The following is a 22,001-nucleotide window of genomic DNA, read 5'->3' on the forward strand; positions in this document are numbered from 1 at the left end:
TTATGGCCGCACATGTCATGTGTGCGGCCTTTTTTGCTGTCCCATGTAATATGTGACTGAATTGCACTCAATTCGATTCGCAGAAGGCAATTCGGCTTGTGGCATCCGCCCATTTTTGTTACTTTTGATCATTGTAATATGTGTGGCTTATAAGGAGGAACCATGGCCCTCAAGACATATGACGAGTATAAGGATTCGCTGAGGAAAATGCGTCCAAATGTGCACAAGTTCGGTGAGCTGATCAATGATGTCACAACGCATCCAGCTACAAAGAGAACTGTAGAAGGACATGCTCAGATTTACAAACTGCAGCATGATCCGGATATGAAACACATGGTAACCGTGCAGTCCGACCTGATCGATGAACCGATCTCGCGATATCTCTCGATCATAAAATCCCCAGAGGAGCAAATCGCCAACTCGATGATGAAGAGACTTATGTTCCACACCACGGGGACATGCACCGGCGGGCGCTGTGCCGGTTGGACCGCCTTGAATGCAATGTACATATCGACATTTGACATGGACAATGATCTTGGCACGGGCTATCATGATAGGCTCCTCACATGGCTGAATGACGCTCAGAAGCGCGATATTACGATCTCCGGCGCGCTAACCGATCCGAAGGGTGATCGCACGAAGAAACCGCACGAGCAGGAAGATCCCGACATGAACCTGCGCATTGTCGATAAGCGCGAAGATGGAATCGTCGTGCGCGGCGCGAAGGTAATGATATGTGGCATAGCAGCGGCCAACGAGGTCTTCATTCTGCCCGGCTCGGCATATAGAGATGAAGATAAAGACTATGCGATATCTTTCGTCATTCCGCGCGATATCGAGGGCCTGACGATTGTCGAGGCGAGGCATATTAGCGATGGACGAGAGGTTGAGGAGGAAGCAGGATTCGATGCGCCGATAGATGGCGGTGGAATCACACAAGCTTACCTGTTTTTCGAAGATGTGTTCGTTCCTAACGAGCGGGTCTTCATGTGCGGGGAGGCCAGATACACGGGGCCGACCGTTGTGAATTTCATCCTGCCGTACAGATCGGCGATAGGCGGATGCGTAGCGGGGCAGGGGGATATCAAGATCGGTTCCGCACTATTGACATCGAGAGCTGGTGGCCTTTCCGATAGAGTGTTCTCCGACAAAGTGACGAACATGATCATAAACAACGAGACGACATACTCAGTCGGCATTGCTGCCGCAGCACTCGGAAGGAAACATCCATCGGGAGCATGGCAGCCCGATCCGCTCCTCGCCAATGTGAACAAAGTGCATGTTGCAACACTGCCGTATGAGACTTCGCGTCTCGCGCAGGATATTGCCGGCGGAATCGGCGAGACCGGCTGCATGCCATCGGCGGTGGATTTCAACGATCCGAACTATGGTCACCTCGTCAGGAAATATCTGAAAGCGGCGAAATCGGCTGAATCCCGCGCGAAAGCTGCACGTATGGTAGAGTGGTCGACAATCGGCGCGGGAGTGCCGGGATGCATGCATGGTGGAGGATCGCCGGATGGTGCGAAGATGTTCGTAAGAATGTTCTACAACACCGAGAAGTCTGTTGAAATGGTGAAGCGCCTGGCAAAGATAGAAGAAGATATTCCCGATCCGGGGAAGAAACCGAAGAAGTAGCCGGGGAAATTATGGTATCTGGAGAAATCGAAATTGCTATATCTGAAATGAGTTCGCCCGTCGGACAGCTGATCGTTGCATCAACATCGAAGGGGCTTTGCAGGATAGCCTTCGGAAGAGATCCGGAGCCCGGCCTGTATACATGGTTCGAAGAGAACTTCCCGACAGCGGTCCCGATCAAGAGTCGTTCTGCGAACAGAGTAATCACTGACGCGCTCAAGGAATACTTCGCTGGCAAGAGAAAGAAGTTCGATTTCAAACTTGATCTCATTGCCGAAGGTTTTCAACGTAAGGCGCTGCTCGCCCTTGCCAGGGTGCAGTATGGCCGCACAGTCTCCTACGGAGAGCTAGCAGCCGAAGCGGGCAATCCGAGAGCAGCACGGGCGGCTGGGACCGCATGCGCGCGAAATCCGATCGCCATTGTGATCCCGTGTCATCGAGTGATAGCCGGAGACGGTTCGCTGGGTGGATACGGAGGGGGTGAAGACCATAAGCGCTTTCTACTGAAACTGGAAGGCGTTAGTATATAGAAATAACCACTCTGAGTATATTTGAAAGGAAGTAGGGATGGATCCTCGCGTGGAAAAACTGGCTGAAGTCATGGTCAACTATTCGCTGGAGTTGAAGAAAGGTGACTGGGTCAAAATTCAGGGCACGGTAGGTGCGATGCCTTTTATTAAGGCGTTTTATAAGAAGGCTGTCGAGGTCGGTGCAAATCCGTTCTACACGGCTGTTGTCGATGATCTTGCTGAGATTTTTCTCAAAAACGCGTCCGATGAGCAGTTGAAGTTCGTTTCCGAGACGCAGAAATACGAAGCGGAGCACATGGATGCACTTATGGCTGTGTTCGGCTATGAGAACACCAAGTTCCTGAGCAACACCGATCCCAAGAGGCAGGCCATGGCTCAGTCTGCCAGAAAACCGCTATTCGAGAAAATCCTCGAGCGCACCTCGAAAGGGGAAATGCGCTGGTGTGGAACCGGATTCCCGCTGCTCTCAGCCGCTCAGGATGCCGAGATGTCGTTATCTGAATACGAGGAATTCGTCTATGGTGCGGGCGCGCTCGATTTGAAAGACCCGGTATCGCATTGGAAAGAGGTCTCTCGCAAGCAGGCTGAAATCTGCGAGTTTCTTGACACAAAGAGCGAGTTCAAGATCGTGGGCAAAGATACGGAATTGACATTCAACGCAGGTGGCCGCAAGTGGATCAATTGCGATGGCAAAGAGAATTTCCCGGATGGTGAGATTTTCACCGGCCCAATCGAAAACAGCGTCAACGGCAAAATTCACTACTCGTTCCCCGCCTGCTATGCCGGTCGTGAAGTGCAGAATGTCGCGCTCACTTTCAAAGACGGCAAAGTCGTAGATTTCACTGCTGACAAGAACTACGATTTCCTCGAAGAGATGCTCAACATGGATGAAGGCGCAAAGTACGTCGGCGAGATAGCTATCGGCACGAATTATCAGATCAAGCAATTCACTCGGAACACGCTCTTTGACGAGAAGATCGGCGGAACGTGCCATCTCGCAGTGGGTGCATCGCTGCCGGAATCGGGTGGAGTCAACAAGTCGGCGCTGCATTGGGATATGGTCTGCGATCTCCGCGAAGGCGGCGAGATTCACGGAGACGGCGAGATATTCTATAAAGACGGCAAGTTCCTGACTCACGAGTGGTAAGAACGTATTGTGAAGGACGAACGTGATTGATGTCGTGATCATAGTCTGGCTGCTCTGCGGCCTCATAGCAATGCTGATTCAGTGGATTGGCTGGTATGATTCCAAGGGCGTGAAGATGCAATATGGTGACACGAGCGATCTGGGCTGCGGGACATTTATGGTCGCGCTACTTGGACCTATTTCGATCATTATTGTACTGGCTATTCGTCACAGAGATAGAAAAGCCAAGTAGGGTGGAACGTGTTCCACCGATTCATCTGACGACCATCTGTGATTCGCGGCGAAGTATTATGTTTACCGTTCCTCGATTGCGAGTTTAGTTTATCATTGCAAGCCGCAGGATGGTGGAACATGTTCCACCCTACGTGGCTTTGCCTAATCTCCGACTAATTCGACACGTGAGAAATCCACGAGTGAAACGACAGCGATTGTCTTCTGGATGGCTATTCCTTCTGCGGGAGCAAATATGTTTACGACTTTTCGACCTTCGACATAAAGAATATTGGCTACTCCATTGTATACAACCGCATTGTCAGACTCTGGATGCTTGTTCAGCCACGCCTGAGAGCGGTGGCAGATTGCCTTTCCCATTTTGTAACTCCATCAGCCCCCGTCATTGGTCATGTTCTTCAATATCACACCAATCATACCACGTTCATTGCGCTGTGTCAAGGCGTTCTAAGCGAGTACAAGACTCCATTCTTAAAGGATGCATAGTAAAGTATCGTGCTGCGCTCCCCTAAGTTAGCTTCCGAAGTGGAGACAGGGTGAATTACCCAGTAGTAACGTATTGTGCCGTACTCTGTCTTCGACTCTTCAGTAACCACCCACCCGCATCGGCGGATGATTACCTCTTTCTTGGCTATGGTGTCTAGGTAAATGGAAGCCTCGCTGACCCAGTTCCGGAACTGATCTTCTGTTGTCGTGCCCGGCTGCATTTGCGAGTATGCCGTTAGACATAATTGCAGATCTCGCGTGTACGTGCTCGTCGTGCACGTGCACAAACATGCTAAGATTAGGCAAGTAGCGAATCCAAAGACGCTCTCCTTGACATCCACATTTACACTCCTTTCCGGCGCTGTCAGTTAAGCAGCGCACGAGCTATTCGGCCACCTCTTCTCCAAGAGAATCACCGTCGCATATCAGCACCCACGTCCCTTCCCGATTGGCTTCCTTGACGGGTTCTTCAGCCTCGTAGGTGATCGGCTTTGCTTTGAGGTTCTCAAGTTGCGCGTCATAGTTTGTGTGGCACTCGTTGGGATTGGATTGTCGTCCGAAAATCCGCGTAAGTCGGCAGTAAAACATCTCTTCGCAGAGCGGGCATGGCACTCGCTGATATTCGTTTACCACTCTCCACTCGCTTCCGTTTTTCAGTCGATACAGCCGATTAGTCTGTTCTGAACGAATCCAGCTACTTTCTTCCATAGTCGCTCTCCAGTTTACATTCATCGGGACAGGGGCGGCATAGCCCTTGGACGGGTGCCCCACAGCTTGCTGTGGCTTAGTCACGTTACCAACCCCGTTTACCCCTGTTGTCAATCACACATTTCAATATCTAACCAATCATACCACGTTCGCTGTGCTATGTCAAGCCAAATGCGGGCCGCGGACATTGCGAGCGTAATGTGTGAAATGTCAGGACCACAAGGGTCCTGACCTACGCTAGAATATTGCGAGATTTGCGGGGAGGTAGCATTCGAGGTCGCCGAAGCGCTTGTTCGACATCAGAAGATTGATTTCACGAATTTGCATCCCAATCTTGAGAAGATGCTGCACCATCTTTGCATTTGACCCGGGGCAGAATATCAAAATCACTTTTGTCTCTCGATCAAGCTGACGCCTGATCGACCAATTCACCATGTCAGCGAGATATTGCGGTTCGCGTGCCGAGATTGGAGCGATAGGACCTTCGGGCTGAAGGACAGAATAGCCGACCGGCCTGCGACCATCATAGAACATCACAACTTCCGTGTCCGGCTTATCGAGTGCGAATTTGTGATCCTCCGGACGCGCGAGCCCTCTGTTCTTCACATCAAGTTTGTTAATGAACCCGAGCTCTTCATAGTCAGTGATGATTCTGGTTGTAAGCTTTGCCGCAGGTTTATTGACTTTGAGTTTGACCTTGCTATCGCGCGGCCACATGAAGACAGGAATCGGCTCCATAGGTGTCATCCCAAATGACGAATAGAGCGCGACGGCGGCAGGATTATAGCTGAATGTGCATAGAGAGAACAGACGAATGCTCTCTGTGTCCGCGATCTTGAGTGACCTTGTCAGCAGCTTGCGTCCGACTCCCTTGTTCCACTTGCCGGGTGCCACGAACAGAAAGGCAAGATACCACTGGTAATCGCGGATTATAGCTGAAGCATAGCCAACCATTCTGTCGCCATCAAACGCACCGATACATCCATCAGGATCAGTCCGCTTAAGATGCAGCAGAAATGGATCGGGCCGAGTGGCTCTATACTTCATCGGATTCAGGTTATTCTTCCTTCTTAAAGCGTTGAAGGAATTCATTACCAGCCGGTATGCCTGCTTCAGCTCTTCGTCCTTGAGCTTTCGGATCGATATTCGATTCATAGCGAACTAGGATGTACTCGCGCGAATCGAATGTCAAGCAAAAAGGCTCATTTTGCTGCGGTTTGAGCGGCCACCCGCATCAATAGTGGCCAAGATTTTGTTTGACTATTCGAGGATGCTGCCGTTAATTCGATGTAATTTGCTTGTGGAGTCGCATATATGATCGGCATGCTGAGCAGAAATGTACTGGTTCTGAACCAGAATTATGAGCCACTTTCCGTGTGTACGGTCAGGCGGGCGGTGCTGATGCTCTTTCTTGGGAAGGCGGAGATGATCGAAAAACACGACGGAGCGCGGATCAGATCGGTAAGTACTAGTATATCAGTACCTTCCATCGTCCGTCTCGGTGCCTACGCGCGAGTTCCCAAGAAGCAGATCATACTTACACGAAAGAACATCATAAAACGTGACGGTGGGCAGTGCATGTATTGTGGATCGCGAGAGGGTTCGATGACGGTCGATCACATAATACCGAAGCGATACGGCGGCACTGATACCTGGGAGAATCTGGTTGCTGCCTGTATGAAGTGCAACAATAGCAAAGGCAACAGAACGCCGGAGCAGGCCGGTATGAAATTGCTTAAGAGACCGCGCCGTCCCAATCACATAATGTTTATTCAACGCTTTATCGGAGTTACGGATCGCCGCTGGAGACCGTATCTATTTCTTGGGGAGAACTGACACTGATGGCAAGAAAAGTTGTGCTTTCGGGAATGCAGCCTACCGGCAGACTCCATCTGGGTAACTATGAAGGTGCTCTCAAGAACTGGGTCGGCTTGCAGGATGAATATGACATGTACTGCTGTATCGTTGACTGGCATGCACTCACATCCGATTTCGATGATACCTCGGGAATGAAGGACAATATATTTGATATGGCCGTCGATTACCTCGCTTCGGGGCTTGACGGGAAGAAGTGCGCAATCTTCATCCAATCACAGGTGAAGGAGCACGCCGAACTTCATCTGCTTTTCTCGATGATAATTCCGATACCGTGGCTCGAGCGCGTGCCATCGTACAAAGAGAAGTCACAGAGCCTCGGCCTCGACTCGTACGGCTTTCTCGGTTATCCGTTGTTGCAATCTGCGGATATCCTTCTCTATAGGGCGGATTTTGTGCCGGTGGGCAAAGACCAGCTGCCGCATATCGAGCTGACCAGAGAAGTTGCGAGGAAATTTCATGCGCTTTACGGTGACGTCTTTCCTGAACCACAGGCGAAGCTGACTAAGTTCGCAGAAGTTCCCGGCACTGACGGCCGCAAGATGAGCAAGTCATATGAGAATGATATTTGCCTTGCTGACACCCCCGAGGAGACGGCGAAGAAGATATCTACGATGTTCACCGATCCGGAGAAGCTGAGAATGGGTGATCCGGGGCATCCGGAGCGTTGCCCTGTTTACTCGCTCCACAAGATATATACGACTGACGGGCTCGATAAGATTGCCGAGACATGCCGATCCGGCGAGTTGGGGTGTGTCGCGGATAAGAAGCACTTGATCGAATCAATAAATTCTGCACTGGCTCCGGTGCGTGCCAAGCGTGCTGAACTCGAGAGCCATCCTGATGTTGTATGGGATGTTCTCAGTGATGGCGCTTCTCGTGCGAGATTGAGAGCCGCTGAAACAATGGAAATGGTTCGCTCTGCAATGCGGTTGATATATGAATAGAGAAGATTTGTTCGCAATAGATCCGATTTCCGGTGAGGAATCGACCACATACTCTGTCAGGCTCGAAAAGTTCGAGGGGCCACTCGATCTCTTGATGTATCTGATTCACAAGGACGAGATCGACATCTACGATATCCCGATTGCCAAGATCACCCGTCAGTATCTCGAATACATTGACTTGATGCGAATGCTCGATCTCGACGTTGCCGGTGAATTCATCATCATGGCAGCGACGCTTATCAGGATCAAGGCAAGGCTGCTTCTTCCAAGGCAGAAGGACGAGTTTGAAGAGGATCCGCGCGAAGAGCTGATATTGGCGCTGCTCGAGTATAAGAAATTCAGGGAAGCATCCGGCATACTTAAAACTCACGAGACAAAAGAACGCGATATTCTCAAGCGTGTAGATTTCAGCATCGTTGACAAGAGTCCGACTGAAGAGTTTGTGTTTGAAGCGACGGTTTTCGATCTCCTTGCCGCATTCAAGAAAGTCATGGATGAATTCGCCCGCGAAGAGCGCCACGATGTCGTCAGTGAGGATGTTAAGGTCGAAGAGTGCGTGGAGCGGATTCTGTCCTTGCTTGCGCGGGAGGATGGGATCGAGTTTGAGAAGCTGTTCACTGACAAGCCGTTCAAGCTGATGATCATCGCCACATTTATTGCAGTCCTGGAACTGGTTAAGCAGAACAGGATCTGGGCGCGGCAGGTGACGAGGTTTGGCGAGATTAGAGTTTACCGACGGGAGGCCTCAGATGACTGATACGTTTGACGAGCGGCTGGTTATGCTGGAAGCATTGCTGTTTGCTTCTGAGAGCCCGCAAACTCCTAATCGCATCTCTCAGTTTCTAGGGAGATCCGTAAGAAAAGAACTTCCCGACCTCATTCAGGCGCTGAACGATAATTATGCCGATGCAGGTCGTTCGTTTCGGATACGCGAAATTGCTGAGGGGTATCAGATGTATCTGATGCCGACTTACACACGTGCGGTCGAGAAATTCCTGAGTAAGCAGAAGGAGAGGCGCCTCTCTCAGGCGGCGCTTGAAACTCTCGCAGTTGTCGCCTACAAACAGCCGGTAACAAGAGCCGATGTTGAGCATGTCCGCGGTGTCAACTCTGACGGAGTAATCTCATCGCTGTTAGAGAGGAAGCTGACCGCGATTGTCGGTCGATCCCACAAAGTAGGACGCCCGCTGCTCTACGGCACTACAAAGCAATTTCTTGAGTATTTCGGCCTGAAGTCCCTTGAAGAGCTCCCTCGACTCGATGAACTCGCTTTGCCGGAGGAAACCTCGATGGTTAAAAGTCAGGTGGAGTTGAACCTCGACAACGGCGGCGATGATGATCAGCGCGAAGCTGCTCTGTATCCCATTGATAATGAGGAAGATGAGAAAACTGGAATCATGGGTCAGGAAATCGCGCTGGAAACCGACGTAATTGAATAGGAGAATCATGTCGATCGGCTCTATAATATGAGACTAAACAAGTATCTATCGAAATGTGGCGTAGCATCAAGGCGAGTGGCTGATCGCATGATCGAGCAGGGGCGAATTAATCTTAACGGGAAAACCGTCACTGAGCTTGGTGTCCTTATCGATCCGGACAGGGATCAGGTGGAAGTTGACGGAAAATCCGTAAATCTGCCGCCTGAATCAGTCTATATTGTGCTCAATAAGCCAAATGGATATGTGACTTCGCTCAAGGACGAGTTTGGTCGCAAAACTGTGACAAGCCTTATCAAGAACGTTGGACAGAGAGTCTATCCTGTCGGGAGACTCGATCTGGATACTGAGGGCGTTCTGCTACTGACGAACGATGGCGAGCTTGCTTACAGACTGACACATCCCAAGTATCAGGTGAAGAAGGAATACCACGTGACTGTCAAAGGCGAGTTTCCGCTTGAGTTGGTTGCCAGGTTCGAGGAGGGCATTAAACTGGAGGACGATTTCGTAGCGACAGCCAGGGGTAAACTCGTAACTGCGCAGAGTAAGTTCTCGACGCTGGTCCTTGAACTCACTGAAGGCAAGAAGCGGGAAATCAGGCGAATGTGCAGAATGCTCGGTTTTCCTGTTCATCAACTCACACGTGTCAAGTTCGCCGATCTTACATGCAAAGGCATGAAGGTCGGAACCTGGAGATTCCTGAGCCGCAAAGAAGTGGAGAAGCTTCAGAAGAAAGTCTCTCTAGCCTGAATTATCCTTGCCTTTTCTATTCCCATACTTATTGTATATCCCTAACCAAACTTGTTGGAGTGTGAGTGAGTCACAAAGTCATCGCCATTGATGGACCCGCAGGGTCCGGCAAATCGACAACTGCGCGGATTGTAGCTGCGCGTCTCGGTTTTGTGTATCTTGATACAGGTGCGATGTACAGGAGTATTACATATCTTGCGCTCAGGCAGCGGATAGCATTGTCAGACGAGGAGAGCCTCGCAGAGTTGGCGAAATGCACGGTCATCAGGTTTTCGATACGCGACGGCATTCAGTTGACTCTTGCCAACGGAGAGGACATCACCGTAGAGATCAGATCTGCGGAAGTTACGGCGTCCGTGTCCGAGGTATCGGCTCATCCCGCCGTGAGGAGAATCCTTGTACAGCAGCAGCAACAGTATGGCGCATCTGCGGATCTTGTTGTGGAAGGAAGAGACACTACTTCAGTAGTATTCCCACACGCATTCCTGAAGATTTATCTTGCTGCAGATGTGGAAGAGCGCGCAAAAAGGCGTGTGAAGGATTTTGAGAAGCTAGGCAAAGGAACTGCTCTCGAAGAGCAGATTGAAGACATCAAGCGTCGTGATAAATACGATTCTTCACGGAGCGCAAGCCCACTGACATGCACTCCCGATTCAGTAATCGTCGACACAACAGATTTGACCATAGAGCAGCAGTCCGAGCGTATAATTGAACTCTACAGAGAGAGAGCCAGCCGGTGAATCTGTATTTCCGCTTTGGCCGGTCTATGGTAAAGGTATTCGCTAATCTCTTTCTCGGATATTCGGTTAGCGGTTCCGAGAACATTCCTGACACCGGTGCCGCAATAATAGCGAGTAACCATATATCGAATTTCGACCCACCTCTCGTCGGCTCCGGATCGCGAAGGGAGGTGTTTTTCTTCGCGAAATCAGAGCTTTTCGGGAAATGGTATTCTCCAATCTTCATCTCGAATTTCAACACGATACCGGTCAAGCGGGGCAGGTTTGACAGGGAATCCTACATTAGAGGAATCGAAATCCTCAACGCGGGTGAACTGCTGCTTCTCTTTCCCGAGGGGACAAGATCCAGGGATGGTAAAGTGAAAGAGGGGAAGACAGGAGCTGCCAGGTTGTCACTCGAAACAGGTTCGCCGGTCGTTCCGGCATGCATTCAGAACTCTAACCGAATCAAGGATACGATTTTCTCGCGTGAACGAGTCATGGTATCGTTCGGAGCCCCGATATTGCCACAAACGTACGAGAATGAACAGAATGAGAAGGAAAAATTGAGGCAGTTTACGGATGATATGATGGCTGCAATAAGGCATCTTCAGCGGGCATTAACTGAGAGGACTACCTGAATTCACGCTGCTGGAATGTGTCAAAAATGGTGCTTTCTCGTCGTGAAAAGCTTTGACAATGGCGAAATCTTATACTATACTTCGAGACTGTAGCCCTTGTGGCAGAATGCTTGTTTAAGGAGGAATTCTTTTAGACATGACTGAATCAGAAGAAAGACAGATCGCTGCAACTGCAAAGTCAGGAGGTGATGCCAACCCAGAGTCCCAGCCGACTGTACGGCTGAGGACGAAGAAGGGGAAAGCCGGTCAGAAGAAGGAAAGAACCAGTAAGGCTGAACAGAAAGGCCACGCACTGGTTACCGAGCGGGCCAAGCAGATCGCTACTGCGGAGACATCGCGTCGGCGCAGGGTGTCACAGAAGGCGGCTGAACGGAGCCGTATTCCTGTCGCATCGCCTGACGAAATTGCCACCGTAGATGCCATCAAGCTCACTGACCTCGACAGGGATGAGTATTCGCCGGAGGAATTCAGCGAAATGCTCGCCATGTACGATGAGACTCTCTCTGATATCAAGGAGGGTGAAATCGTTCAGGGAACCGTGATGGGTGTGACACGTGATGACGTAATCGTCGACGTTGGATTCAAATCGGAAGGCATCATATCGATGTCTGAATTCCCCGAACCGATTCAAATATCGGTCGGTGATTCGATTGAGGTCTATCTCGAGGCGGTTGAAGATCAGAACGGTCAGCTTGTGCTTTCAAAGCAGAAAGCCGATTTCCTTCGAGTATGGGATAACATCCGCGATGCTCACGAGTCCGGCAATCTCGTACCGGGAAGACTGCAGCGCCGAATCAAGGGTGGTATTGTTGTCGACCTCTTCGGAGTTGACGCATTTCTCCCCGGATCTCAGATTGCGTTGAGGCAGGTCCCGAATTTCGATGAGCTCATCGGCAAAGTGATGGAGCTCAAGATCATCAAGCTGAACAAGAATCGACGCAACATCGTCGTTTCCCGCCGTGTTGTGCTGGAAGAGGAGCGCGAGCACCTTCGACAGCAGCTCCTGAAAGAAATCGATGCAGGGCAAGTTCGAGAAGGCACTGTCAAGAACATTACCGATTTCGGTGTATTCATCGATCTCGGCGGTGTCGACGGCCTTCTTCATATCACCGACATGTCATGGGGAAGGGTTTCGCACCCGTCCGAGATGGTATCACTCGGTGACAAGATCAATGTCAAGATACTCGATTTCGTGAAGGACACCGGTCGGATCTCGCTCGGCTTGAAGCAGCTCACTCCCTATCCGTGGGAGAACATCGAAGAGAAGTACCCGGTTGGTAGAAAAATCAGCGGTCTGGTAGTCTCTCTGACAGACTATGGTGCATTTATCGAGTTGGAGAAGGGCATCGAGGGATTGATTCATATCTCGGAAATGTCCTGGACCCAGCATGTCAAGCACCCATCGAAGCTGATGCAGGTTAGCGACAGCATTGAGGCTGTTGTGCTATCAGTCGACAAGGAAAACGAGAAGATATCTCTTGGCATCAAGCAGATGGAACCGGATCCATGGCGCACACTCGACGAGAAGTATCCGGCGGGCGCTCGCGTCAGTGGTAAGGTTCGAAATCTGACCACCTTCGGCGCATTCATCGAGCTCGAGGAGGGAATCGACGGTCTCGTACATATTTCGGATATGTCGTGGACCAAGCGTATTCAGCATCCGTCCGAGGTCATGAAGAAGGGCGATGTCGTCGATGTGGTTGTGCTGAGAGTAGACAAAGATAACAGAAGAATATCGCTTGGTTTCAAGCAACTTTCGGAGGATCCGTGGCCACAGCTTTCGAAGAACTACGCTGTCGGGGCTGAGGCTCTCGGTCAGATCATCCGTTTGCTTGACAGAGGCGTGATTGTGGAATTGCCGGGTGGTGTCGAGGGCTTTGTCTCGACCAACCAGCTTGGCAGACCAGACCTCGAAAAGCCGAGTGACAATTTCCAGATTAATGATGAGCTTCCCCTACAGGTTGTCGAGTTCGATCAGCCCGGTCGAAAGATCGTGCTTTCGGTTGATGCCTATTACAGGCAGCGCGAGCGGACAGAACTCGATCAATACCTTGCCAAACATGAATCTAAAGGCATGACTATTGGCGAAGCCGTAGGCGAGGAAGTCCCTGCAGGTTCAAAGACTTCAGAAGTTGCTGAAACGTCTCCAGAGGATGCTGCTGCGGTCGAATCGCAGCCGTCCACTGAGGAGGCCGGAGTTCCGGAACCGGGTGAACCTATTGCTGAGGCAAGCGAGCCGATAGCAGAGGTTTCCGGGGAAGAGGCATCTGAGGAGCCGGAGGACCTGGACAAACAGAGCTAAACTGCATAGCGGTTTATGAAGACGGGCGATTGTCGCCCGTCTTTTTTGTGGTTGCAAGTCAGACCACTCCTCAATTTCCCCTCCGTGTTTCCGCAAATTGGCAAATATCTCCCAGTCATCAAGGAACTATTTTCCGCAAGCTGACTCGCCCGTGTATTGACCTGACGTTAATCCTTGATTCGTACCTGATTGAATCTCTGCGAGTTAAGCCGATTTTACTCTGCTGATTCGGGGTTGGCATGCCCCTTGCAGAAGGCATGGCTGGAGAAATGGTATCATCGTACGCATGAAAGGCGATAGTGATGGCTGAAAAGACTGATAATGAAGTAACGAAAGAGGCTGTGACGGCTCAGCCACAGAAGTCCAGACTGGTGCTTCTGGCTGGAGCAGTGGGAGTACTCGCATTTGTGCTCGCACTCGCCGGATTCTCGATAGGTATGGGAGTGTTTTCCGATTCCAACGTGATATCGGATGGAACAACACGCGAAATCGAAGAGCCTCAGCAAGAAGAGAAGGTGGCTGCTCGGGAGCACGCAGCATTCGATGCTTCCTATTATGATGATCATAACAATGAAGCCGAGTCCCATTCAGCTGACAGCGCCGAAGGTATGTCGGAAGAGGATTCCGTTGCGCAGATGGCATGGTACGATGGACAAAAGCGCGAGATTGAGAAAGAGAGACTTCAGCTTGAAATGGATCGTCTCGACGTGGAGAAGCTTCACAACGAGACTATGAGATTGATAGAGATGCGAAAGCGCATCGAAGAGTCGAATACTGTCGAGATGGCGAAGCTGTTCGACTCAATGAAAGCCCAGGAAGTGTCCGCGATTATGGAGAACATGACTGACGAACAGGTCGGCACAATCGTGATGAAGATGAAGAAGCAGAATGCTTCCAAGGTGCTGGCGGCGCTACCTGCCGAGCGCGCAGCAAAAATAACATCGCAGATGATAAACCTTGCGGAAGGTTACTGATAGCTGATGAACGATCTCTTGCTCAACATACTCCAGCCGAGGCCCGCAGAGGGTGGCGATGTGCTTCAGCCGAGAAGCAGAGGTGCGGCTGCTCCTGATCCGGAAGGAATCGGGTTTGGTGCGCTTCTGGCGAGTTTTCTTCCTGCCGGACCGAATGTGGACGCCGATGATCAGCTTCTGTTCGGAGCTATGACCAACGGATCTGAAAACACGATGCAGGAAATCTCGGAAGGAAAGATATCGAGTCTGTTGAGCGACGTATTGCCGACCATGCACGAATCTGCAGTGGCTGACACTGCCGTCGGCATAATCTCCGAGCCGGCGCCGGTGGGTGAGGGAAATCTCAAGCTAACACCTGTCGAACTCGTGCTTGGTTCGAAAGAAGCTTCACTTGCTCAAGGTACAAATGCTGATCATGAGATCGCAAATCTGCTCGAATCGGTAACGCCGACGCTGCAATCATACTTGCAGGATGCAGGTAGTGTTATCGATGGGAAGAGTATCTATCCAGAACAGGCGGTCTCTCTGAAGTTAGAGCTTGGTAAGAGTACAATGGTCGTTCCTGTGGAGGTTTCGACTGACACTTCCGGCCGCATACTAGAGTTGAGCATCATGACTGATGGTCGACTTGCGCTCAGCAATGTCGATCCCTATACAATGGCGACACTTGATGTGAAGGCTGCAATCGAAAAGGCGATTCCGGCTCAAATCCTGGAAAACATCACTGATGGTACGGAAGTCTCTGTAAAGCAGATTATTGTACTGGCAGAACCTCAGAAGTTCGCAAGGAAGTATCTGACAGACTTAGTGGAGAGTGAAAGCCGTAAGAGCGACGACCCAAATCCTGGAACCAAGACCGACACGAGCGTTAAGACAGCTAATCCCGAGAGACTTGGCATTGCTGACAAAGCATCGGCGTCTGTTGCAGATGCACGAAGTACAGCCGACAATCAGAGAACGATTGACCAGCGCCCCATGGGCTCGCACGATACAAACCATCAGTCCGAAGTAAAACAGCAGTCGAGGCCTGACGTCAGGTTAGACATTGACAAGTTGGCGCGGCAGTCGATCATGTTGCCGGAGACCGGCGATAAGAATTTACCCAAAATCGCATTTACTGATGGCGTTCCGCAGGTAGTTGAAATAGCTGCGAAGCCGTCTATTCAACAAGTGGCACTACCGGAAAGTATCTCAGGATCAACAAATGCGGCGCGACGCGTTCCTGCAGAACCGGTAGCTTTCAAAGTACTTCTACCAGATGCCCAAATCAAGATTGCAGACATGAGCACATTCAGGATCAGTATACAACCTGAATCACTCGGTCATGTGAGGGTGCATCTCTCGGTTGTGGATGATCAATTGACAGCGCGATTGAGCGTAGAGTCGGCTGCGGCGAAACATATGGTCGAGTCGAATCTTCCCGTCCTTCGCGAGAGTCTGCAACAGCAGGGAATAAAGGTCGAAAGCTTTGCCGTCAATATCAGTGATAGAGATCATCCCGACAGACAGCATGGACATAAGCGGGAACCGTTATCGAGAAAGCAAAAGGGGGGCATGTTCTCGCTTGATTCCTTTGATCGGACTGATGCTCAAGTTCCGGCGAGAGGAGTAACTTCGAGCACCAACCTGTCAGGCCACCTAAACCTTGTCGCTTAAGGAAAGACCGATGCCAGATACATCTCTTTCTGCACAGAATATTGCCGATCTGACTGCGTACGCCGGCGATGCAACTTCGACAGTGCCCAATTCTCAATTGGGCAAGGATGAATTCCTGCAAATGCTCGTGGCGCAGTTGCGCTACCAGGATCCACTTGAACCGATGAAGGATCAGGAATTCATCTCCCAGTTGGCCCAGTTCTCGAGCCTTGAGCAGATGTCCAACATGAACGAGAATCTGACCGAGAATCTCAATTGGAATTATTTGCTGTCTCAGACCATTAACAACACGATGGCAACATCACTTCTGGGTCGTGAGGTCAAGGCCAATGGAAGTGATGTCTATATCAGCAGCGATTCGTCAGCAAAAATGCACTACAAACTCGGCGCGTTCGCTGAGACCGTGACGATCGATGTTTTCGACGGCAGCGGAAAGAAAGTAGCGAGCCACACAGTCGATAAAGTCGGCGAAGGCGATCAGGTGTTCGAGTGGGACGGCACGATGTTGAGCGGAGACCGTGCACAGGCCGGGACCTATTCCTACACCGTCACGGCTGTAGACAGCGCGGGCAAAGAAATTGTCGCAGCTCCATACATGAAAGGCATAGTGACCGGTGTGCACTACATCGAAGGTCAGGCATACTTGATCATGGATGGTGCAAGGATATCTCTCGGCGACGTAATCGAGGTCGGGACAGGAGAAGAGAATGGTTAATAACATCGAGAGGATCGGCTCTGCTCTTCCCGTGCAGGGGAAACGAGTTCCCACCGGGCAGCGAGGAAGCGGAGATGACTTCAAGAAGATTCTCGATTCAGGTCTCACGTTGTCCAAGCATGTCACAGACCGTATTGGACGCCGGCAGCTTGACCTGGGTGCAGAACAGATGAAAGCGATCGAGTCAGCGGTTGATAAGGCTGCCGCCAAAGGTGCGAAAGACTCGCTGGTGCTGCTCGATGACCTTGCAGTTCTGGTTTCAGTCAAGAACCGGACGGTCATTACAGCAATGAACAGAAATGACATGAAAGAAGGGGTGTTTACCCAAATCGACAGTGCGATAATAGTATAGTGATATGATAACCTAACCAGGCCGGACCTCTTTGAGGAAGCCTGAAAGCGAGGAGTAGACGATGTTAAGCTCACTTTTCTCAGGAGCATCGGGACTTCAGAATCACGTAGTTAGAATGGACGTGATCGGCAACAACATTGCCAATATCAACACGACTGGATTCAAACGCAGTCGTACGACCTTTCAGGAAGCGTTGATCCAGACGCTGCGCGGTGCCGGTAGACCATCGGCGATCACCGGCGGTACAAACCCTATTCAGCGTGGACTCGGGATGACGGTTGCTTCAATCGATAACATCTTCACACAGGGCGGACTTGAGACAAGCGGTCAGATTACAGATCTGGCTATTCAGGGTGCGGGATTCTTCATCCTTTCAGATGGCAATCAGGATTTCTACAGCAGAGCTGGATCCTTCGGATTTGATGCAAACAGCGACATGGTCAATACTGCCAACGGGCTCTATGTGCAGGGCACCCTGGCGGATGCAACCGGAGTGATTCCTGCCAAGGCCACCGTCGGTAATATTCGCCTTCCATTCGGTCAGCAGGACCCGGCAAAAGAGACTTCATTCATAGAACTTGCAAACAATATCAACTCGGTAGCAACCACTTCGACTGCTTCACTTCAGTCAGGTGGGGCAACTAATATCGATAGAGTCTTCGGGCAGGCTCGCGATGGTGCGGGTGGTTCACACGCAATCACGGTAAGCGGTAACCAGGCCACCCAGAGCTCAGCCCTGTCTGCTCTGACAGGTGGAGTGCTGACCGGATCGGAGACGCTTCAGAGCCTCGGCGTGACAGCGGCAGGATTGGCTGAGACTACGAGCATATCCGTTGACAACGGCGCTACGGAAACTCCGCTGACTGGATTAACGCTGACCTCTACAGTGAATGATCTGGTGCTTGCTCTTAACAAGATCCAGGGTGTGGAGTGCGAACTCGATGGGGGAGACATTCGCGTCACCAGAACATACGCCGGAGAAGGGGCTAACCGGAATGTTTCGGTTGAGAGTTCACTGGTAGCCGCTCCAGCGGGAGAGACTATCGTGGGAGCGCTCTTCGACGCAACCGCCACATTCGACGTTAACAATGGACTCAACCATACGATGACCGCAACTGATGTATTCACGCCCTCAAATGGGCTTGCCCAGCCTCCGCTTGCACTCGGTCTCGAAATTAATGAGACCACAGGTCTTGTGAGTGGTATTACCGGGCTTGGCAGTGGAAATGTCACTGTGGAGTCGAGTTCTGCTCTCGCGGCTGGCAGTGCGATCATAACCACAGACGATACGGAATATTCAACTTCACTGTCGGTGTACGATTCGCAGGGTGGAAAGCACACGCTGGTGCTGACTTTCACCAAATCATTCCTGTCGAATCAGTGGAGTTGGGATGCAACGCTGGCCGGATCTGAGCAGGCTCTGTATGGGGACAGCGGTGAAGTCACTTTCAATGGTGATGGATCTCTTGCTTCATTCGATTATGATGGCGGCAATACATCACTCGGTATCGACCCGAAGAATGGTGCTGCGCTTATGGACATTAGAATTGACGCCGGTACGGCTGGACGATTCGATGGGCTCACGGGGTTCGCATCGACTTCAACTGCATCGATCATAAACCAGGATGGATATGGACTCGGAATCCTGAATAAGATTGCTATCGATCCTACCGGGCAGGTGCTCGGGATATTCACGAATGGCGTAACCAGGACTCTCGCCCAAATCGTGCTTGCTGATTTCAGCAACGAACAGGGTCTGAGAAAAAATGGCCAGTCTCTGTATCAGGAATCGGCTAACTCGGGCGAGGCAGCTGTTGGCGTTGCCGGAGAGACGATCCCGGCGACTATTTCATCGGGAGCACTCGAGGCGTCGAATGTCGATCTCGCTCAGGAGTTCACCGGCATGATCATTGCTCAGCGCGGATTCCAGGCGAACGCCAGAGTGATTACGACATCCGATAGCATGCTCGATGAACTTGTGAACCTTAAGAGGTAATGATGATAAAGGTCACCCGCTTAAATGACACGCAACTCGTAATCAACGCGGATCTTATCGAATTCGTGGAAGCGATTCCCGACACGATCATTAGTCTGACAACAGGCAAGAAGATCATGGTCAAGGAGTCGATTGACGATGTGATAGAGCGTGTCGCAAGCTTCAGGAGGCTCTCCAGCGGCTTTATCGCCTCTGGGGAACCTCAGGAGCGTAGCTAGGAGCAGATATGCCGGAAGTTAAAGAAGCAGATCAGGCGGTAAAGAATCCGGAAGATGTCAAAGCCGGAGCATCTGCCGGACGTACGACGCAGCTCTTCGTCAAAATAGCGGTGATTGCCGTTGTGGCGATTGTTGCTGTTCTATCAGGTTACATCGTTACTGCCAAGGTTCTCAAACCGATGTTGGCACATGATCCATCGGCTGCATCAGAAGAGGTGGCAGAGGTGCCGGAACCGGAGCATAGCGGCGGCGGTCACGGAGAAGCTGCTGGCGCAGGCGAAGAACAGTTGTTTGAGGTCAGCCAGATTATCGTCAACCCGGCCAGCACAGTCGGATCGCGCTTTCTGTCGTGTTCGGTGGCGTTCGAATTGAGAAAAGCTGGAGATTTACAGATCTTCGAGTCCCGAGAAATAAAGATCAGAGACGCACTGATAACAATTCTGTCAGCAAGAACGGTCGATGAACTTGCAGATACCAGATCGCGGGAGTCTCTCCGGACTCAAATTCTGGACAAGATTAATCAACTGGCCGATCCTGCGAAGGCTACGGCTGTATACTTCAAGGATTTCGTGCTCCAGTAGGGCGACTTAGATATGGCGAAGATTCTATCACAGGATGAGATTGATGCGCTGCTGTCGACGGTGTCGTCGAATGATCAGACAGATGAGACGTTCGATGAAGGCGAACAGGAATATCGCTCCGTAATCGCATACGATTTCAAGCATCCTAACAGGATTTCCAAAGATCAGATCAGGAATCTTGAGAATATCCACGACAACTTTGCGGGACATCTGGCGTCTTCTTTGTCGACTGTCACGCGTTCTATGGTTGACGTGAGGCTTGCATCTGTCGATCAGATCACGTATTCCGAATTCCTGATGTCGCTCTCGAATCCCAGCTGCACATTTACCGTGGGGATGGACCCGCTTGACGGTGCGGCGATCGTCGATTTCAATCCGACGCTCTGCTTCCTGTTTGTCGACAGAATGTTCGGCGGCACGGGGAAGATTCTTGAGACGGATCGGGAACTCACCGGAATCGAGAAGAGCGTGATGATCAGAATAGGCAACAAGGTCTTCGATGAGCTCGGCACGGCCTGGGCTCACATTGAAAGCCTCGATTTCAAACGGGCCGGTTTCGAGACAAACCCGCAGTTTGTTCAGATCATCCCTCCGGGTGAATCCGTGATCGTGATATCTTTTCAGATCAGAATGTTTGGGTCATCCGGTTTGCTGACGATTTGCTACCCGTACGTTACTCTCGAGCCACTTGTAGATCGGTTGACTGCCCAGCATTGGATGGACTCCGAATCAAAAGCAGGTGGTGAGCGAGAGTCGCACGATATGCAGAACAGTCTACAAAAAGTCAGAATCCCGATCTCAGCTGAACTCGGGACAACAACGCTAACGATACGCGATTTCCTGAGGTTAAGGGTCGGAGATATCGTGACTCTGGAACGAAAAGCTGCCGAACCGATCGAATTGAATGTCAACGGTCGCCCCAAGTTTCTGGCGAGACCTGGATTACATGGAAAGATGCGCGGCTGCGAGATAGTTGGCGCTTACTCAGAATAGGAGATGAGAAATGACTGACCAAGCACTGCCACAGGAGGAATTGGTGACAGAACCCGAAGATGGTATGGAGGGCACTGATTCGCCTGAAGGGCAGCAGTCACCGGAAGCTGAGAAGAACGACGGTGCTAATCCATCAGAGGATGGAGAAGCTGCTCAGTCAGGTATGGACAATATGTCCCCTGATGACGCTTCTGATGGCGACCTTGTCGATTCTATTGACTCCATGGATGGTGTCAGTGACTCGGTGGAGTCATCGTTCGCCGACATCGGTGGGTCGTTCTCCGAAGATGCTGCAGCTGGTGTGACAGAAGCCAAGTCTGCTAATTTCAGGCAGCTTAACAACGCAGGGAGAGCATCTGGACCACAGAATCTGGATATGCTGCTTGATGTTGATCTGCCTGTCTCGATCGAACTTGGCAGGACGACGATGAGCATTCAGGAGATACTGAATCTCAGTCCGGGATCTGTTGTTGAGTTGGACAAGCTAGCGGGGGAACCGGTTGACCTGCTTGTTAACAACAAGGCTGTTGCAAAAGGCGAAGTTGTAGTAATCGATGAGAACTTCGGACTTCGTGTGACAAGTCTCATATCTACGGATGAGAGACTGAAGAGTCTGGGGGCTTAGATGCGAATATTCCCGACACTGTTCGCAGCAGCGGCTACCGCGATGACCTCTCCTGTGTTCGGTCAAGAGGGAGTGGAGCCTGTACCGTTACCTGATGTTTCCGACGGCCTCTGGCCGGCAATGATGAAACTTGCGATTGCGGTCATTGTCATCGTCGCGCTGATATATGTCTCGATGATAGTGATGAGGAAATTCACACTGGGGAAATCAGGCATCCTCGGTGGCAAGGGATCATTGGAAGTTCTCGAACGTAGCTACTTTGCACCCAAGAAATTCGTATGTCTAATGCGCGTTGGGGAGAAAGTGCTTCTGTTGGGAGTGTCTGAAAGCAACGTTAACCTGGTCGCGGATGTGAGCGATCAGAATTTCTCCGCTCCCGTGAAGAATGGAGCGAGAGAAAAAGGATCGCCATTTAGAACATACCTGCAGCAGGCGAGGTCGCATCTATCGACGCTGACTTCCAAGCTGTAGTAAAGAAAGT

Annotated in this window: 25 protein-coding genes; 22 read left to right on the forward strand and 3 right to left on the reverse strand. The window is 51.1% G+C overall.

Annotated elements, in window-relative coordinates; genetic code table 11:
* Positions 1 to 162: 162 nt before the first annotated feature.
* Genes KKH67_02765 through KKH67_02780 form a run of 4 tightly spaced genes read left to right on the forward strand, consistent with a single transcriptional unit; the run spans position 163 to position 3,547 of the window.
* Positions 163 to 1,638, forward strand: a complete 1,476-nt coding sequence (locus KKH67_02765; GenBank protein ID MBU1318098.1) for a 4-hydroxyphenylacetate 3-hydroxylase — start codon at positions 163 to 165, stop codon at positions 1,636 to 1,638.
* 11 nt (positions 1,639 to 1,649) lie between these two features.
* Entirely contained in the window at positions 1,650 to 2,168 is a 519-nt protein-coding gene (locus KKH67_02770) for a methylated-DNA--[protein]-cysteine S-methyltransferase (protein MBU1318099.1), read from the forward strand.
* 37 nt (positions 2,169 to 2,205) lie between these two features.
* Positions 2,206 to 3,315: an aminopeptidase gene (locus tag KKH67_02775; protein MBU1318100.1), complete on the forward strand. Its 1,110-nt coding sequence runs from the start codon at positions 2,206 to 2,208 to the stop codon at positions 3,313 to 3,315.
* 22 nt (positions 3,316 to 3,337) lie between these two features.
* Positions 3,338 to 3,547, forward strand: a complete 210-nt coding sequence (locus tag KKH67_02780) for a hypothetical protein (protein ID MBU1318101.1) — start codon at positions 3,338 to 3,340, stop codon at positions 3,545 to 3,547.
* Positions 3,548 to 3,690: 143 nt separating this feature from the next.
* Here the strand turns inward: KKH67_02780 and KKH67_02785 are convergent, their stop codons facing one another.
* From KKH67_02785 to KKH67_02795, 3 genes are all read right to left on the reverse strand, one after another.
* Positions 3,691 to 3,906 (reverse strand): hypothetical protein, encoded by a 216-nt coding sequence (locus KKH67_02785; protein ID MBU1318102.1) that lies wholly within the window; start codon positions 3,904 to 3,906, stop codon positions 3,691 to 3,693.
* Positions 3,907 to 4,416: 510 nt separating this feature from the next.
* Complete coding sequence (locus tag KKH67_02790) at positions 4,417 to 4,740, reverse strand: hypothetical protein (protein ID MBU1318103.1); 324 nt, start codon at positions 4,738 to 4,740, stop codon at positions 4,417 to 4,419.
* A 237-nt stretch (positions 4,741 to 4,977) separates the two neighbouring features.
* Positions 4,978 to 5,895, reverse strand: coding sequence for a GNAT family N-acetyltransferase (locus KKH67_02795; protein ID MBU1318104.1), 918 nt, complete (start codon positions 5,893 to 5,895; stop codon positions 4,978 to 4,980).
* 168 nt (positions 5,896 to 6,063) lie between these two features.
* On the opposite strand from KKH67_02795, the gene KKH67_02800 reads away from it, so the two are divergent.
* The 18 genes from KKH67_02800 (at position 6,064) to KKH67_02885 (ending at position 21,991) form a co-directional block, all read left to right on the forward strand.
* Entirely contained in the window at positions 6,064 to 6,576 is a 513-nt protein-coding gene (locus KKH67_02800) for an HNH endonuclease (protein MBU1318105.1), read from the forward strand.
* 5 nt (positions 6,577 to 6,581) lie between these two features.
* Positions 6,582 to 7,562 (forward strand): tryptophan--tRNA ligase, encoded by a 981-nt coding sequence (trpS, locus tag KKH67_02805; protein ID MBU1318106.1) that lies wholly within the window; start codon positions 6,582 to 6,584, stop codon positions 7,560 to 7,562.
* A complete protein-coding gene (locus KKH67_02810) occupies positions 7,555 to 8,319 on the forward strand; it encodes a segregation/condensation protein A (GenBank protein MBU1318107.1) in 765 nt (254 codons plus the stop codon). Before trpS ends, KKH67_02810 begins: the two co-directional genes overlap by 8 nt.
* Positions 8,312 to 9,001 carry an SMC-Scp complex subunit ScpB gene (gene scpB, locus KKH67_02815; GenBank protein MBU1318108.1) on the forward strand — a complete coding sequence of 230 codons (690 nt, stop codon included), beginning with the start codon at positions 8,312 to 8,314 and terminating at the stop codon, positions 8,999 to 9,001. Before KKH67_02810 ends, scpB begins: the two co-directional genes overlap by 8 nt.
* 27 nt (positions 9,002 to 9,028) lie before the next feature.
* Positions 9,029 to 9,748 carry an rRNA pseudouridine synthase gene (locus tag KKH67_02820; GenBank protein MBU1318109.1) on the forward strand — a complete coding sequence of 240 codons (720 nt, stop codon included), beginning with the start codon at positions 9,029 to 9,031 and terminating at the stop codon, positions 9,746 to 9,748.
* A 65-nt stretch (positions 9,749 to 9,813) separates the two neighbouring features.
* Positions 9,814 to 10,488 carry a (d)CMP kinase gene (gene cmk / locus KKH67_02825; GenBank protein ID MBU1318110.1) on the forward strand — a complete coding sequence of 225 codons (675 nt, stop codon included), beginning with the start codon at positions 9,814 to 9,816 and terminating at the stop codon, positions 10,486 to 10,488.
* 26 nt (positions 10,489 to 10,514) lie between these two features.
* Positions 10,515 to 11,108, forward strand: coding sequence for a 1-acyl-sn-glycerol-3-phosphate acyltransferase (locus KKH67_02830; GenBank protein ID MBU1318111.1), 594 nt, complete (start codon positions 10,515 to 10,517; stop codon positions 11,106 to 11,108).
* Positions 11,109 to 11,244: 136 nt separating this feature from the next.
* Positions 11,245 to 13,410: a 30S ribosomal protein S1 gene (gene rpsA, locus KKH67_02835; GenBank protein ID MBU1318112.1), complete on the forward strand. Its 2,166-nt coding sequence runs from the start codon at positions 11,245 to 11,247 to the stop codon at positions 13,408 to 13,410.
* A gap of 302 nt (positions 13,411 to 13,712) precedes the next feature.
* On the forward strand, positions 13,713 to 14,384 hold the full coding sequence (locus tag KKH67_02840) for a hypothetical protein (GenBank protein MBU1318113.1): 672 nt from the start codon (positions 13,713 to 13,715) through the stop codon (positions 14,382 to 14,384).
* A 6-nt stretch (positions 14,385 to 14,390) separates the two neighbouring features.
* Positions 14,391 to 16,040: a flagellar hook-length control protein FliK gene (locus KKH67_02845; protein ID MBU1318114.1), complete on the forward strand. Its 1,650-nt coding sequence runs from the start codon at positions 14,391 to 14,393 to the stop codon at positions 16,038 to 16,040.
* A gap of 10 nt (positions 16,041 to 16,050) precedes the next feature.
* Complete coding sequence (locus tag KKH67_02850; GenBank protein ID MBU1318115.1) at positions 16,051 to 16,755, forward strand: flagellar hook assembly protein FlgD; 705 nt, start codon at positions 16,051 to 16,053, stop codon at positions 16,753 to 16,755.
* Entirely contained in the window at positions 16,748 to 17,107 is a 360-nt protein-coding gene (locus KKH67_02855) for a hypothetical protein (GenBank protein ID MBU1318116.1), read from the forward strand. Before KKH67_02850 ends, KKH67_02855 begins: the two co-directional genes overlap by 8 nt.
* Before the next feature lie 61 nt (positions 17,108 to 17,168).
* Positions 17,169 to 19,103: a flagellar hook-basal body complex protein gene (locus tag KKH67_02860; protein ID MBU1318117.1), complete on the forward strand. Its 1,935-nt coding sequence runs from the start codon at positions 17,169 to 17,171 to the stop codon at positions 19,101 to 19,103.
* Positions 19,104 to 19,105: 2 nt separating this feature from the next.
* Positions 19,106 to 19,321, forward strand: a complete 216-nt coding sequence (locus KKH67_02865; protein MBU1318118.1) for a flagellar FlbD family protein — start codon at positions 19,106 to 19,108, stop codon at positions 19,319 to 19,321.
* An 8-nt stretch (positions 19,322 to 19,329) separates the two neighbouring features.
* A complete protein-coding gene (locus KKH67_02870; protein ID MBU1318119.1) occupies positions 19,330 to 19,902 on the forward strand; it encodes a flagellar basal body-associated FliL family protein in 573 nt (190 codons plus the stop codon).
* 12 nt (positions 19,903 to 19,914) lie between these two features.
* A complete protein-coding gene (fliM, locus tag KKH67_02875; GenBank protein MBU1318120.1) occupies positions 19,915 to 20,895 on the forward strand; it encodes a flagellar motor switch protein FliM in 981 nt (326 codons plus the stop codon).
* Between the two features lie 10 nt (positions 20,896 to 20,905).
* Entirely contained in the window at positions 20,906 to 21,520 is a 615-nt protein-coding gene (fliN, locus tag KKH67_02880; protein MBU1318121.1) for a flagellar motor switch protein FliN, read from the forward strand.
* Entirely contained in the window at positions 21,521 to 21,991 is a 471-nt protein-coding gene (locus KKH67_02885) for a flagellar biosynthetic protein FliO (GenBank protein ID MBU1318122.1), read from the forward strand. It abuts the gene before it with no gap.
* The last annotated feature ends 10 nt before the right edge of the window (positions 21,992 to 22,001 follow it).

The sequence above is a fragment of the Candidatus Zixiibacteriota bacterium genome, assembly GCA_018820315.1.
GTDB lineage: Bacteria > Zixibacteria > MSB-5A5 > JAABVY01 > JAHJOQ01 > JAHJOQ01.